Annotated in this window: 11 protein-coding genes; 6 read left to right on the top strand and 5 right to left on the bottom strand. The window is 58.9% G+C overall.

Translation table 11 applies throughout. The annotated features are described in order from the left end of the window. The first annotated feature begins 99 nt into the window (after positions 1 to 99). From aceE to fabF, 6 genes are all read left to right on the top strand, one after another. Positions 100 to 2,841 (top strand): pyruvate dehydrogenase (acetyl-transferring), homodimeric type, encoded by a 2,742-nt coding sequence (aceE, locus tag HD598_RS03895; RefSeq protein ID WP_183663956.1) that lies wholly within the window; start codon positions 100 to 102, stop codon positions 2,839 to 2,841. A 137-nt stretch (positions 2,842 to 2,978) separates the two neighbouring features. Then, positions 2,979 to 4,193, top strand: coding sequence for a PucR family transcriptional regulator (locus HD598_RS03900; protein ID WP_183663959.1), 1,215 nt, complete (start codon positions 2,979 to 2,981; stop codon positions 4,191 to 4,193). Positions 4,194 to 4,305: 112 nt separating this feature from the next. Then, positions 4,306 to 5,250, top strand: coding sequence for an ACP S-malonyltransferase (locus HD598_RS03905; RefSeq protein ID WP_183666564.1), 945 nt, complete (start codon positions 4,306 to 4,308; stop codon positions 5,248 to 5,250). 1 nt (position 5,251) lies between these two features. Continuing rightward, positions 5,252 to 6,307 (top strand): beta-ketoacyl-ACP synthase III, encoded by a 1,056-nt coding sequence (locus HD598_RS03910; RefSeq protein WP_183663961.1) that lies wholly within the window; start codon positions 5,252 to 5,254, stop codon positions 6,305 to 6,307. A gap of 121 nt (positions 6,308 to 6,428) precedes the next feature. Continuing rightward, complete coding sequence (locus HD598_RS03915) at positions 6,429 to 6,677, top strand: acyl carrier protein (protein ID WP_071893449.1); 249 nt, start codon at positions 6,429 to 6,431, stop codon at positions 6,675 to 6,677. A gap of 170 nt (positions 6,678 to 6,847) precedes the next feature. Beyond that, positions 6,848 to 8,095 carry a beta-ketoacyl-ACP synthase II gene (gene fabF / locus HD598_RS03920; protein WP_183663963.1) on the top strand — a complete coding sequence of 416 codons (1,248 nt, stop codon included), beginning with the start codon at positions 6,848 to 6,850 and terminating at the stop codon, positions 8,093 to 8,095. 200 nt (positions 8,096 to 8,295) lie between these two features. Here the strand turns inward: fabF and HD598_RS03925 are convergent, their stop codons facing one another. From HD598_RS03925 to HD598_RS03945, 5 genes are all read right to left on the bottom strand, one after another. Then, a complete protein-coding gene (locus HD598_RS03925) occupies positions 8,296 to 8,799 on the bottom strand; it encodes a DUF3145 domain-containing protein (protein ID WP_071893447.1) in 504 nt (167 codons plus the stop codon). Between the two features lie 191 nt (positions 8,800 to 8,990). Continuing rightward, positions 8,991 to 9,980: a tyrosine recombinase XerC gene (locus HD598_RS03930; RefSeq protein ID WP_183663966.1), complete on the bottom strand. Its 990-nt coding sequence runs from the start codon at positions 9,978 to 9,980 to the stop codon at positions 8,991 to 8,993. Positions 9,981 to 10,031: 51 nt separating this feature from the next. Next, positions 10,032 to 11,432: a DNA-processing protein DprA gene (dprA, locus tag HD598_RS03935; RefSeq protein WP_183663968.1), complete on the bottom strand. Its 1,401-nt coding sequence runs from the start codon at positions 11,430 to 11,432 to the stop codon at positions 10,032 to 10,034. Then, the gene (locus HD598_RS03940; protein WP_183663970.1) at positions 11,429 to 12,997 is read right to left on the bottom strand and encodes a YifB family Mg chelatase-like AAA ATPase; all 1,569 of its coding nucleotides are present in this window, start codon (positions 12,995 to 12,997) and stop codon (positions 11,429 to 11,431) included. The genes dprA and HD598_RS03940 overlap by 4 nt, the downstream gene beginning before the upstream one ends. After that, complete coding sequence (locus tag HD598_RS03945; RefSeq protein WP_183663972.1) at positions 12,994 to 13,353, bottom strand: YraN family protein; 360 nt, start codon at positions 13,351 to 13,353, stop codon at positions 12,994 to 12,996. The genes HD598_RS03940 and HD598_RS03945 overlap by 4 nt, the downstream gene beginning before the upstream one ends. Positions 13,354 to 13,402: the final 49 nt, after the last annotated feature.

A 13,402-nucleotide genomic window follows, 5' to 3' on the forward strand; every position in this document is an offset into this window, starting at 1 on the left:
TTCGTCCGTGAGACTAGAGTATGAAACCAACGCATCTTTGCGCCCATAGGTAGCAAATAACGTGACCTCCACGATTACCCGTACCAAGGAGAATTCAGCGTGGCTAACGAAGAACCACAGATCTCTGACATCCGAAGCGGATTGACAGCCCAGTTCAAGGACGTCGATCCGGAAGAGACGTCAGAATGGGTTGAGTCATTCGACTCGCTCGTCGAGACGCAGGGCACCGAACGTGCTCAGTACATCATCCGCTCGCTGCTCCAGCGTGCTGGCGCCAAGAGCGTCGGCGTACCAATGGTGACTACCACTGACTACGTCAACACCATCCCGGTTGATCAAGAGCCTTCCTTCCCGGGTAATGAGCAGTTTGAGCGACGCTACCGCGCTTTCATTCGCTGGAACGCTGCCGTCATGGTGCACCGTGCGCAGCGCCCGGAGATCTCCGTGGGCGGTCACATTTCTACCTATGCAGGTGCAGCAACCCTGTACGAAGTTGGCTTCAACCACTTCTTCCGCGGTCAGGACCACCCAGGTGGCGGCGACCAGATCTTCTTCCAGGGCCACGCCTCCCCCGGTATGTACGCTCGCGCTTTCCTCGAAGGCCGTTTGGGCGAAGATGACTTGGACGCTTTCCGTCAGGAAAAGTCCAAGAAGAACGGCATGCCGTCCTACCCGCACCCACGTGCCATGCCGGAGTTCTGGCAGTTCCCCACCGTTTCCATGGGTCTTGGCCCGATGGACGCCATCTACCAGGCGCAGAACAACCGCTACCTGCAGAACCGCGGAATTAAGGACACCTCTGACCAGCAGGTCTGGGCGTTCTTGGGTGACGGCGAAATGGATGAGCCAGAATCTCGCGGTCTGCTCCAGCTCGCTGCAAACGAAAAGCTGGACAACCTCAACTTCGTGATCAACTGCAACCTCCAGCGCCTTGATGGCCCGGTGCGTGGCAATGGCAAGATCATGCAGGAACTTGAAGCGTTCTTCCGCGGTGCCGGCTGGAACGTCATCAAGGTTGTCTGGGGCCGCGAGTGGGATGCCCTTCTGGAGAAGGATGAAGACGGCGCGCTCGTTGACATCATGAACCAGACCCCGGATGGCGACTACCAGACCTACAAGGCTGAATCCGGCGCTTTCGTGCGCGAGCACTTCTTCGGCAAGAATCCAAAGACCAAGGAAATGGTCGCGGATATGACGGATGAAGAGATCTGGAACCTCAAGCGTGGTGGCCACGACTACAAGAAGGTTTACGCCGCTTACAAGCAGGCTACGGAGCACAAGGGTCAGCCCACGGTGATCTTGGCCCACACGGTCAAGGGCTACGGCCTAGGCGCGCACTTCGAGGGCCGCAACGCGACCCACCAGATGAAGAAGTTGACCCTCAACGACCTCAAGCAGTTCCGCGATCACTTGCGTATCCCCATCACGGATGAGCAGCTCGAAGCGAACCCATACTTGCCGCCGTACTACCACCCAGGCATGGACGCACCGGAGATTCAATACATGATGACCCGCCGCCACGCTCTTGGTGGATTCGTCCCTGAGCGACGCGATCGCCACACGCAGCTCGCGTTGTCTGGTGACAAGGCGTACGAGGTCGCGAAGCGCGGTTCTGGCAAGCAGCAGGCCGCTACCACCATGGCCTTTGTGCGTTTGCTCAAGGATCTGATGCGCGACAAGGAATTCGGCAAGCGTATTGTTCCGGTCATCCCGGATGAGGCCCGTACTTTCGGTATGGACTCCTTCTTCCCGACCGCGAAGATCTACAACCCGAAGGGCCAGAACTACACCTCGGTTGACCGTGAGTTGGTTCTTGCTTACAAGGAATCCCCACAGGGCCAGATCCTTCACGCTGGCATCAACGAAGCTGGCTCTATGGCCGCTTTCATTGCCGCTGCGACGAGCTACTCGACGCACGGCGAACCGTTGATCCCGATCTACATCTTCTACTCGATGTTCGGCTTCCAGCGCACCGGCGATTCCATTTGGGCTGCCGGTGACCAGATGGCTCGTGGTTTCTTGGTGGGCGCTACCGCCGGCCGCACCACGTTGACGGGTGAAGGTTTGCAGCACGCCGACGGACACTCTCCATTGCTCGCGCTCACGAACCCTGCCGTGGTCACCTATGACCCTGCCTACGGTTACGAGATCGGTCACATCATGCGTGACGGCCTCGAGCGTATGTACGGTGGAAACCACCCTGATCCGAACGTCATGTACTACATCACCGTGTACAACGAGCCGATTCTGCAGCCTGCACAGCCTGAAGAGCTTGACGTCGAGGGCTTGCTCAAGGGTATTTACCTCTTGGCACCAGCGAAGATCGATGGACCGCGCGCCCAGCTTCTGGCTTCCGGCGTTGCTGTTCCTTGGGCCATGGAAGCACAGCAGATCCTCGCCGATGAGTGGGGTGTCTCCGCTGACGTTTGGTCCGTGACCAGCTGGACTGAATTGCGCCGCGACGGTGTTGAAGCCGAACGCGAGGCACTGACCAACCTTGGTCAGGAACCGCGCGTTCCGTTCATCGCTCAGCAGCTCGCTGGAGCAACAGGACCGATCGTCGCCTCCACCGACTACGTCACCGCGCTTCCGGACTCTGTTCGCCAGTTCGTTCCGAACGAGTGGGCAACCTTGGGTGCTGACGAGTTCGGTTTCGCCGATACCCGTGCCGCAGCTCGTCGCTACTACAAGATCGACGCACACTCGATGGTCGTCAAGACGCTCCAGATGCTGGGCCGTCGCGGCGAAGTCGATGCGAGCCTTGCACAGAGGGCGTTCGAAAAGTACGACTTGAACAACGTCAACGCTGGCACCAGCGGAAACGCTGGCGGCGACGCTTAATTCGCACAATGCTTGGTCCGGGGATAGCCCAGTAAGGCACCTGAAAGGGGCGGAATCAACTTCGGTTGGTTCCGCCCCTTCTTTGTAGACTTCCCACAAATTTGTATCGGGCGCTCGCGTCCGTATCCTTGGGAAGTATGACTTCCACCCGGCCACCTGCTCGCACCTCTGAGAGAGCAGGCTCGGCTGTGAATCCAGCCCCTAACGCCAGCCGCGAAACGATCGCTCGTGTCCGCGCCAATCTGGGACAGCTATCCACCGTGGCGTTGAAGCAAATGGATCAGTCGCTCCCGTGGTACCGCGGTTTGCGTCCCGAGGAGCGTTCGGCCCTGGGGCTCGTGGCGCAGCAAGGTATCTCCAGTTTTGTCTCCTGGCTAGAGTCCCCCAGCGCTCCGCAGTGGGTGGTCAACGACGTCTTCGGTGCTGCCCCCACCGAACTCACTCGCTCGATTAGTCTGCAGATGGCGCTTCAGCTGATCCGCGCCATCGTGGACGTCGTGGAACGGCAAGTTCCGCACTTGGCCCCCAACGCAGAGCAGCCGCTCTTGCGAGAAGCGGTCTTGATTTACTCTCGCGAGGTCGCCTTCGCCACCGCTGACGTGTACGCTCGCGCCGCCGAGTCCCGTGGCGCCTGGGATTCTCGCTTGGAAGCCCTTGTGGTGGACGCGATCATGCGGGGTGAAGATCCGGATTCTCTGCGCTCACGCATCTCCGCCATTGGCTGGAAATCACAGTCAAATATTTTGGTGATGATCGGCAATACGCCGGAGAATCCGGGGGCAAGCTTCGTGAGCGAGGTGCGCCGCGCGGCCACTCGCCACGTCAAAGATTGCTTGGTGGGCATTCAAGGGGACCGGCTCATTTTACTTCTTGGCGGAGTGAACGACGCCGCAGCTTACGTTCGCTTGGCCGCCTACTTTGGCCCGGGCCCGGTGGTGCACAGCACTATTGCTCAGTCTTTACAGGACGCGACCAAGTCCGCCCAGGGCGCACTTGCGGCCCTCGCGGCTGCCCACGCGTGGCCAGAAGCTCCGCGACCGGTGTCCTCCACCGATTTGTGGCCAGAACGACTCATGAACGGGGATGCCACGGCACGTACCGCACTGGTTGAAGCCGTGTATCAGCCGCTCCAGAAGGCCGGAAATGGACTCATCGAAACCCTAGCCGCGTACCTGGAGCTGGGGCATTCCCTCGAAGCAACTTCACGCGAACTGTTCATTCACACCAACACCGTCCGGTACCGACTCAAGCGCGTGCTGGATATCACAAGCTGGGACCCCCTCATTCCGCGTGACGCCTTTGTCCTTCATTGCGCTCTCACGGCAGGCCGATTAGCCGTCTTGAAAGAATGAGAACTGGCGTATCGGGAATAGACTGAAATTGTAGGTAAGCTACAAACTGTATTTGAGAGCTTGGTGTCCGCAGGACACGTGTGTTGGCTCAATCTTTTGAGAAGGTGAAATGGTGCTCGCGATTGTTTGCCCCGGACAGGGGTCTCAGGTTCCCGGTTTTCTCCAGCCATGGCTCGAGGTACCCGGCGTACGGGAACACCTTGAAGCCCTCTCAGAAGTGGTGGGCAAGGATCTCATTCACCTCGGCACTGAAGCCGATGAAGAGACCATCAAGGACACCGCCGTTGCTCAGCCACTCATTGTCGCTGCCGGTCTGGTCGCCGCCCGCGCCCTCTTTGGCGAAGATTCCTCGGTCCTCGATTCCGCGATTTTCGCAGGACACAGCGTTGGCGAAATTACCGCCTCAGCCATCTCCGGGGCACTCACGGAAGCAGACGCCGTCGTATTTGTGCGTGAACGGGCCAACGCCATGGCTAAAGCCGCCGCCGCCGTCCCCACGGGAATGAGCGCCGTCTTGGGTGGCGACGAAGCCGCAGTGCGTGCGCGCCTCGATTCCTTGCGGCTAACCCCCGCTAATGCCAATGGTGGCGGGCAGATTGTTGCCGCCGGAACGTTGGAACAGCTTGAACGACTCACCGATGAGCCACCGGAGCGAGCCCGAGTGATCCCGCTGAAGGTTGCTGGCGCGTTCCACACCTCGCACATGGCTCCGGCCGTGACGGTCTTGGAAGACCTTTCGGCATCGCTCTCCCCCGCCGATCCCCGTTCAGTGTTGCTGAGCAACTTTGACGGACAACCCGTTGCGAGCGGCAGCGCTAACCTTGCGTCCCTCGTCGCTCAGGTCTCCCGCCCGGTCCGCTGGGACGCGTGCATGGAGACGCTGCTTGCTCAGGGAGTGACCGGAATTATTGAGCTTCCTCCTGCAGGAACGCTCGTAGGACTCGCGAAGCGCGGCATGAAGGGTGTTGCCTCCCTCGCCGTAAAGAGCCCTGAAGACTTAGAGGCCGCACGGGCCTTTGCGGCGGAACACACCGCACCATCAGAGAAAGAAGTTTAGAGTGACCGCAACTCTTAATCAGCTGACCCCTAACAAGCATGCACGGATCCTCTCCGTGGGTGCTTTCCGGCCCAGCAACCTCGTCACCAACGACGATCTCGTAGAGGCTATCGACTCTTCTGACGAGTGGATCCGCCAACGCACGGGCATCATCACCCGTCAGCGTGCGGATGCGGAAACTTCGGTTCTTGATATGGCTGAGGGTGCCGCTCGCGAAGCTCTCGCGAATGCTGGAATTGAGGCTTCCCAGCTGGGTGCAGTCATTGTTTCCACTGTGACGTTCCCGTTTGCTACCCCCTCCGCAGCAGCTGCACTCTCAGGACGCATTGGCGCTTCCCCAGCCCCAGCGTTTGATATCTCAGCTGCGTGTGCCGGTTACTGTTACGGCGTGGCTCAGGCAGATGCTTTGGTTCGCTCCGGCATGGCTGAATACGTCCTCGTTGTGGGGGTTGAGAAGCTCAGTGATTTCATCGACTCCACCGAACGCACCATCTCCTTCTTGCTCGGCGACGGCGCCGGCGCTGTAGTCATCGGCAAGTCAGAGGTCCCCGGCATTTCCCCGTCGGTGTGGGGCTCCGAAGGCGAAAAGTGGGACACCATCAGCATGACCAACTCATTGTTGGATCTGCGCACTTTGGCCCTGGCTGCGGAAGCCAACCCAGGCGAAAAGGCTATTGCTGCCGAAGGTACCGAGAAGCTCTGGCCAACCCTGCGCCAGGACGGACCTTCCGTCTTCCGCTGGGCAGTCTGGGAAATGGCGAAGGTGGCTAAGAAGGCCCTCGACGACGCCGGCATCACCTCCGACGATCTCGCCGCTTTCTTGCCTCACCAGGCCAACATGCGCATCATCGACGAAATGGTCAAGCAGCTCAAGATCCCAGAAACGGTTGTAGTTGCTCGCGATATCGCCGAGTCTGGTAATACCTCCGCAGCGTCGATTCCATTGGCGATGCACCGAGTGTTGAAGGAGAACCCTGAGCTTTCAGGAGAACTCGCACTTCAAATTGGTTTTGGCGCCGGACTCGTTTTTGGCGCTCAAGTGGTGGTCTTGCCCTAGTACTGCTCGCAGTACTGAGCTAAGTCCACCAACACTGTCCACTCCGCAAAAAGCGGTTGGAGAACGTGCCGGTTTTCCGGCCCACGAAAGCCGGGTAACCGGCACCAGAAAAGGAGCACACATGGCAAGCAACGAAGAAATCTTGGCCGGCCTCGCAGAGATCGTCAACGAAGAAACCGGTCTTGAGACCTCGGACGTTCAGCTCGAGAAGTCCTTCACCGAGGACCTTGACATCGACTCCATCTCCATGATGACCATCGTCGTGAACGCAGAAGACAAGTTCGGCGTGAAGATCCCGGACGAGGAAGTCAAGAACCTCAAGACCGTTGGCGACGCTGTTGACTTCATCTCGAAGGCACAGGACGCCTAAGTCTTCTCTGAGTTTGTAGCGAACCACTACGTTCGCCGCTAGATCGTGTGGTGTGGAAGCGACTGCCCGTTGCTCCACACCACACGTTCACTACCTAGACTTCTACCCCACTCCCCAAAGACGCTTGAGCGCTGGTTCGAGCAGCCAATCCACACAACGGAGACTTATCCATGACACGCAAGGTGGTCATTACCGGACTCGGGGCCTTCACGCCCATTGGAAGCGACGCACCCACCACGTGGGAAAACTCGCTCAAAGGTACGTCGGGTGTCCGCAAGCTCACGGACGAGTGGGTTGAAAAGTACGAGCTTCCTGTCAGCATCGCGGCTAAGGCAGCCGCTCCTGCAGCAGACTTCTTGTCCCGCGTTGAAATGAAACGTATGGACCCGTCCACCCAATTCGCGGTCATCGCAGCCCGTGAAGCGTGGAAGGACTCCGGCATCGATACGGACGCCATTGATCACGACCGATTCGCGGTATCCTTCGCCACTGGCATTGGTGGCGTGTGGACCTTGCTCGATGGGTGGGACACCCTGCGGGAACGCGGTCCGCGACGCGTGATGCCAATGACCGTTCCCATGTTGATGCCTAACGGCCCGGCCGCTGCTGTGAGCCTTGACCTGGGAGCTCGCGGATCCGCACGCACACCAGTGTCAGCTTGCGCCTCCGGTACGGAAGCAATGGCTCAGGGCCTTGAACTTATCCGTCAAGGTAAGGCTGATGTTGTGGTGGTTGGTGGCGCTGAAGCTGCTATTCACCCTATGCCGATGGCTTCTTTTGCTGCCATGCAAGCACTGTCCAAGCGCAATGACGAACCCGAACGCGCTTCACGCCCTTATGACATCGACCGCGATGGCTTTGTCATGGGCGAAGGCGCTGGCGCCATTGTTCTTGAATCCGAAGAGCACGCTCTTGCCCGTGGCGCCCGCATTTACGCGGAGCTCGCCGGTGCAGGAATCACCTCCGACGCTCACCACATCACCGCGCCTGACCCAGAAGGCCTTGGTGCAACGCGTGCGCTTCGTGCAGCAATGGAAGACGGCGGAATTGTTCCGACGGACGTCGTCCACGTCAACGCCCACGCTACCTCCACCCCAGTGGGTGACGTTCCGGAATACACCGCTTTGAAGACCGCTCTTGGCGATCACCTCGAGGATGTTTGGGTGTCGGCAACAAAGTCGCAGATGGGCCACCTCTTGGGAGCCTCGGGCGCGGTTGAATCTGTCCTCACCACGCTGGCCGTGTACCACCGCAAGGCGCCTCTGACCATCAACCTTGAGAACCAGGATCCAAAGATCCCCCTCAAGGTCGTGACTAGCCCCACGGATTTGCCAGAAGGTGAGATCGTTGCGCTGAACAACTCGTTCGGCTTCGGCGGCCACAACGCCGTCGTCGCCATTCGCAGCTACACGAAGTAAATCTAGAAACCTCAAAGGGAGGGTTTCTCGTCCAGAAATGGATGAGAAACCCTCCCTTTGCTGTTGGTCTGGGCCTTCCTCAAACGCTTTCGCGCACCCAGACACCTAGGTGATCAGCCAACTAGGGGTTCACAGTCCTGATTGGCTGATCGACCAGTGGGCATTACACCGAGAGTAAATGCCACTAAGAGATGGAGCTACTAGCCGACGCGGTGGAGCCAACGGACGGGAGCGCCGTCTGCTGCATGGCGGAACGGCTCGAGTTCTTCGTCCCAGGCCTCGCCCAATGCCAGTGAAAGCTCTTGATACACCACGGCTGGTTGTCCGGCGCCTGATTCGTAGGCATAACGGATGCGATCTTCGCTCACCATGATGTTTCCGGCCGCGTCCGTGGTGCCGTGGAAGATTCCCAACTCAGGGGTGTGCGACCATCGGCTACCGTCTACGCCGAGGCTTGGCTCTTCGGTCACTTCATAGCGAAGCTGTGCCCAGCCGCGCAGCGTGGATGCCAGTACGGCGCCTGTTCCTTGAGGACCGGTCCACCCCACTTCGGCACGGAAAGAGCCGGGCTCGGCTGGTTGTGGGGACCAAGACAATTGTGTGCGCTGCTCAGTGATCGAGCCAATGGCCCATTCAATATGTGGACATAGCGCAGTAGGGGCAGAGTGAATAAACAGCACTCCCCTAGTCTTGACGTCACTCATCTTTCCTCCTGTGAACCGGTGGTGCGTCTTCCCCTACGACCACTGTTCTAAGAAAAGTCTGAATGACCTAACAATCATTGTGCCTGAAGATGAGAAAAATCACCAACCGACTTTTCGATTGATGAATCTCTTTCTCTCCAAGCGGTAGTTGATGTCAATTAGTCGGTAACTTCCGGTTGCAGTTCCAAGGGTTAGGAGCGCGGATGGGCCCGAGCGAAGCTCTCCCGGAGGCGATCAATAGACACGTGGGTATACAGCTGAGTAGTTGCCAGCGAGCTATGTCCCAGAATTTCTTGAACGGCGCGCAAATCTGCACCTCCGTCGAGGAGGTGCGTGGCTGCCGTGTGTCGAAGAACGTGCGGTCCGCGTGCCGAAGTGTCGCCGAGTTTTTCGAGGCGTTGCGATACAACGTCTCTGACTTGCCGCTGGTTGATTCGGGCGCCGCGTTTTCCCAAGAACAGCGCAGCTCTTGCATCACTTGTGGTCGCCGGCGCAGAGTCTTGGGCATTGGCACGAATATTTCGTCGACCGCGGTCCAGCCACTCGCCGAGGGCATCCCGTGCCGGAAGGCCGAAGGGAACCGTGCGTTGCTTGTCTCCCTTGCCGGTAACTCGCACGACGCACCGTTCGAGGTCCAAGTCATCCACATCAATGCCTACCAGCTCCCCCACACGAATGCCGGTGGCATAGAGCAACTCGATCATGGCCTGATCCCGTGAGTGGACGGACTGTTCCAATTGGGACTCCGCCGACTCACCTACCTTCGGTTGTCCTTCCGATGCGTCACCAGAGGAGTTCTGGGTTGGTTGGATGAGCCGCGACATTTGATCATTGCGAAGGACTGGCGGAAGTTTCTTCTCCAGCTTCGGAGACTGCAGTCGCAAGGATGGATCCAGAGAAATGAAACCTTCTCGTTTTGCCCATGCAAAGAGTCGGCGAATGGAGGATTGACGTCGTGCCAGTGTGGTTCGGGAAACGCCGGAACTTTGCTGAGCTGCCAACCAAGTCCTCAGGTGCGAAAGAGTGGTTTCGCCGAAGTCCTCGACACCCATTGAGGTCAAGAAAGTTTGGAGATTCCGCACGTCACCCAGATAGGCGCGCACGGTATTGGGACTCACGTTGCGCTCCAGCGCTAGGAATCGCTCAAATCCATCTCGCCACTGCTGGTTGACTGCACTCACGTTTTCACTCTAGTGGCCATTCCTCGTGGTTCCGGTTCAAGGAGTGCACTTTCAGGCACTTGGGGTTCGGTTGCTTGGGGATGCCCTTTTGCGCCACAGTCCGTTCTTGGATTCCGCCAGGCCCTGTCCGTTGAAGCGCGAGAGCCCGGACAGCACCGCGCCAACGTTAAGACCGGAGGCAACGCTCAAGCTATCGACGTCGGCCCAACCGCGAACTGGCAGTGCGTCTAGAAGCATGAGATCGTTTGCGCTGAGCTGATCGTGAGCACGCGACTCGCTCTTCATGAACGGCAGGTCCGTCTCGGTAGGCAAATAGCCGTCATGGTGTCCCATCAGCAGCGCCACATCCTGAGCATCCCTTATCAGCTCGGCACCTTCTTTAATCAGCTTGAGCGTTCCTTGGGAAGTGGCTGCAGTAACGGGCCCAGGGACTGCTCCAAGCGAACGTCCCAGTTCAACTGCATGGTGGGCGGTGGAGAGCGCCCCGGACCGCCATCGAGCTTCCACCACCACAGTGGATTCACTCAAGGCTGCAATGATCCGGTTCCGTTGCAAAAAGCGCCAACGCGTTGGCGCAGTTCCCGGCGGAGTCTCTGAGAGAAGAACACCTCGCGCACAAATCTCTTGGAGCAGATCGCTGTTGCCCACCGGATAGAACCTGTCGAGACCGCCAGCCATAACGGCCATGGTGGGCATCCGAAAGTTCTGGTCATCGACGGTCAGTGCGCCGCGATGCGCCATGGCGTCAATTCCGTAGGCTCCACCGGAGATCACGGTCAGTCCTTTGTCCGCGATTCCGCTTCCCAGATCAATGGCCACGGAGTTCCCGTAGGCTGAGGCGTCACGCGATCCGACAACGCTCACCATGGATTTTCGAAGAGGCCATTCATGTGGTTCTAAAGAGCCTCTCCACCACAAACAGAAGGGCGCCATCATCCCCAGATCACTGAGTTGGGTGGGCCACCCTTGATGATGGGAAGTGAGCACCCCGCCTCCCAATCGGTTGATCTGGCGCACGGAATCAAGGACAGCGTCATGGTTAACTCGGGCCCGCCACCCAGACACTGCATCCGCGAGATGGCGTTTGCCAGGTTTGATTCTCCATGATTCCAGCAGTTCACTCACCGCCTGTTGCAGATTCGCGTCTACAAGTGCTGGTGATCCGGAGACGAATTCGTAGGCATCACACAGCCCAAGAACTTCAATGAGCGCACGAGCGTGCACATCCCCGGGTTCTGCGAGTCGAGACATGCCTGCAGCTGCGATCATCTCCGCGTGCCTGCTCACTTCAATCTGCGGACCTGTGCCGATTCTCATAAACGATCCGCTTATGTCTCGTTCAGCAATGGCCTGCTCAACCTCTACAGATGCACGATCCATGAGCGAGAGGGGCAACCGTGGTTGAGCGCCGTGTTCCATGCCGGCAGCCTGTTCCGGGCGTGATTCGGTCATAGTGTCATTCCTTGTCGAAGTGTGAGGGCTTGGTGGATGTGGTCTTCATCCGGAGAAGTGGTTCCATCGAGGTCGCACAGTGTCCAGGCGATTCGTAGAACGCGGTCATATCCTCGGCCGGAAATCTTCCCTTGGTCGGAGGCCCTGTCCAGCGGACGGCGCTGACGAGATCCCACGGCAAATGCTCCGCGAAGCAGACTTCCGGGTACTTCCGCGTTAGTCGAGATTCCCAGCGATGCCCACCGCTCCGCCTGAGCAAGCCGTGCGGTCTGCACTCGTTCTCGGGTTTGCGCCGAGGTGATTCGCTCCGTACGTGCTCCGACAACTTGCTGGGCGCGAGTCTGCGGTTGTACGTCAACGCGGATGTCGATGCGGTCCAGCAGCGGACCGGAGAGCCGAGCAAAGTAGCGTCGCCTGGCGTCTGGACGACACGTACAGTCGGAACCCGTTCCAGAGAAGAGTCCACATGGACAAGGATTGGCCGCCAAAACCAATTGGAACCGTGCCGGATACTCGGCCGCTCCGGTGGCTCGATGGATGGTGAGTTTTCCCTGCTCGAGCGGTTGCCGCAGCGCATCGAGGGTTTTGGTCTGAAACTCTGGGGCCTCATCCAAAAAGAGGACGCCCCGGTGAGCTTTGGAAATAGCGCCCGGCCGCGGGATACCGGAACCGCCACCAACCATGGCCGCCATGCTTGCCGAATGATGCGGACTCACGAACGGCGGCCGAGTGATGAGCTTCTGGATGGGCTTGCCGCCCATGGATAACGAATGAATGGACGTTGATTCTAGGGATTCTGTGAGGTCCAGATCCGGCAAGATAGTGGGCAGTCGTTCAGCAATCATGGTTTTACCGGATCCTGGTGCCCCTACCATCATCAAGTGATGAGCACCAGCAGCTGCCACTTGCAGGGCGAACTTCGCGTGGGCTTGACCGTCAACATCAGCGAGATCAGGCGCCACGGAACTTTCGTCGACCGCCACCGTCCCATCGGTTCCCGCTGCAGAGCCCAAAGAATGCTCACGGACTGAGAGGTTCGGAAAGGTCAGTCCCTGCGGATCGACCCCCAAAGCAGTGAGGAGCTCGCACACGTGCTGAAATCCTCGAACATCAACGTCACCTGCTAGTTGAGCTTCGGCCAGATTTTCGGCGGGTACCGCGAACTTGCGGATGCCAGACGCTTGTGCTGCTACGACGGCAGGGAGAACGCCTGGAACAGGACGGAGAAAACCGTCTAAGGTGAGCTCCCCCAGAAAGACAATGTCTGGCGGAACCGTCAAGACGTTATCCGCCATGAGCGCACTCAAAAGGATCGGTACATCGAACGCCGTGCCGCGTTTGGGCAGTGCCGCGGGCATGAGATTCACAGTGAGTCGCCGAGGCGACAGCGGTAATCCAATGTTTCGGGCCGCAGAACGAACCCGGTCCCGGCTCTCGGTCAGCGAAGCATCCGGCAAACCCAAAAGAACAAAAGCCGGTAATCCCCCGCCGACGTCAGCTTGAACCTCGATCACATAGCCTTCGAGCCCCACCAGAGACACCGACAAACTCCTCCCGAGGCTCACAGTGTCACTCCGGAGTAATAGTCCACGCTGGGTGGGGCGGAAGGTTTCATGGTGACAGCTGCGACGTCGATACGCTGACGAGAAAAGGGTCGTGAATGTTCCAGCGCCCAGGCCCGAAGAAGCCGATTCAGCCGCGCAATTTTGGTACGGTTGACCGCCTCGGCGGGGTGCCCGTAACCGACGCCCGAACGGGTCTTGACTTCAATTGCCACCAGATACCCGACGTCCTCCGCCACGAGGTCCAGCTCCCCCTGAGCGCAACGCCAGTTTCTGTCCAGCACGTGCATTCCGCGCTGCTCCACGAAGTCGCGCACCAGCTCTTCGCCGTCCGCCCCCAAAATTTGGTTATGTCCCATGTGCCCTCCTGCAAGGTCTCCCCTACAGGATTCACGCTTCACACACCGG

The organism is Neomicrococcus aestuarii (assembly GCF_014201135.1).
Lineage (GTDB): Bacteria > Actinomycetota > Actinomycetes > Actinomycetales > Micrococcaceae > Neomicrococcus > Neomicrococcus aestuarii.

Excerpts from the sequence above, each read along its gene's own strand:
- fabF (WP_183663963.1), top strand. The coding sequence starts at position 6,848 with ATGACACGCAAGGTGGTCATTACCGGACTCGGGGCCTTCACGCCCATT.
- HD598_RS03945 (WP_183663972.1), bottom strand. The coding sequence starts at position 13,353 with ATGGGACATAACCAAATTTTGGGGGCGGACGGCGAAGAGCTGGTGCGC.
- HD598_RS03900 (WP_183663959.1), top strand. The coding sequence starts at position 2,979 with ATGACTTCCACCCGGCCACCTGCTCGCACCTCTGAGAGAGCAGGCTCG.
- dprA (WP_183663968.1), bottom strand. The coding sequence starts at position 11,432 with ATGACCGAATCACGCCCGGAACAGGCTGCCGGCATGGAACACGGCGCT.
- HD598_RS03925 (WP_071893447.1), bottom strand. The coding sequence starts at position 8,799 with ATGAGTGACGTCAAGACTAGGGGAGTGCTGTTTATTCACTCTGCCCCT.
- HD598_RS03915 (WP_071893449.1), top strand. The coding sequence starts at position 6,429 with ATGGCAAGCAACGAAGAAATCTTGGCCGGCCTCGCAGAGATCGTCAAC.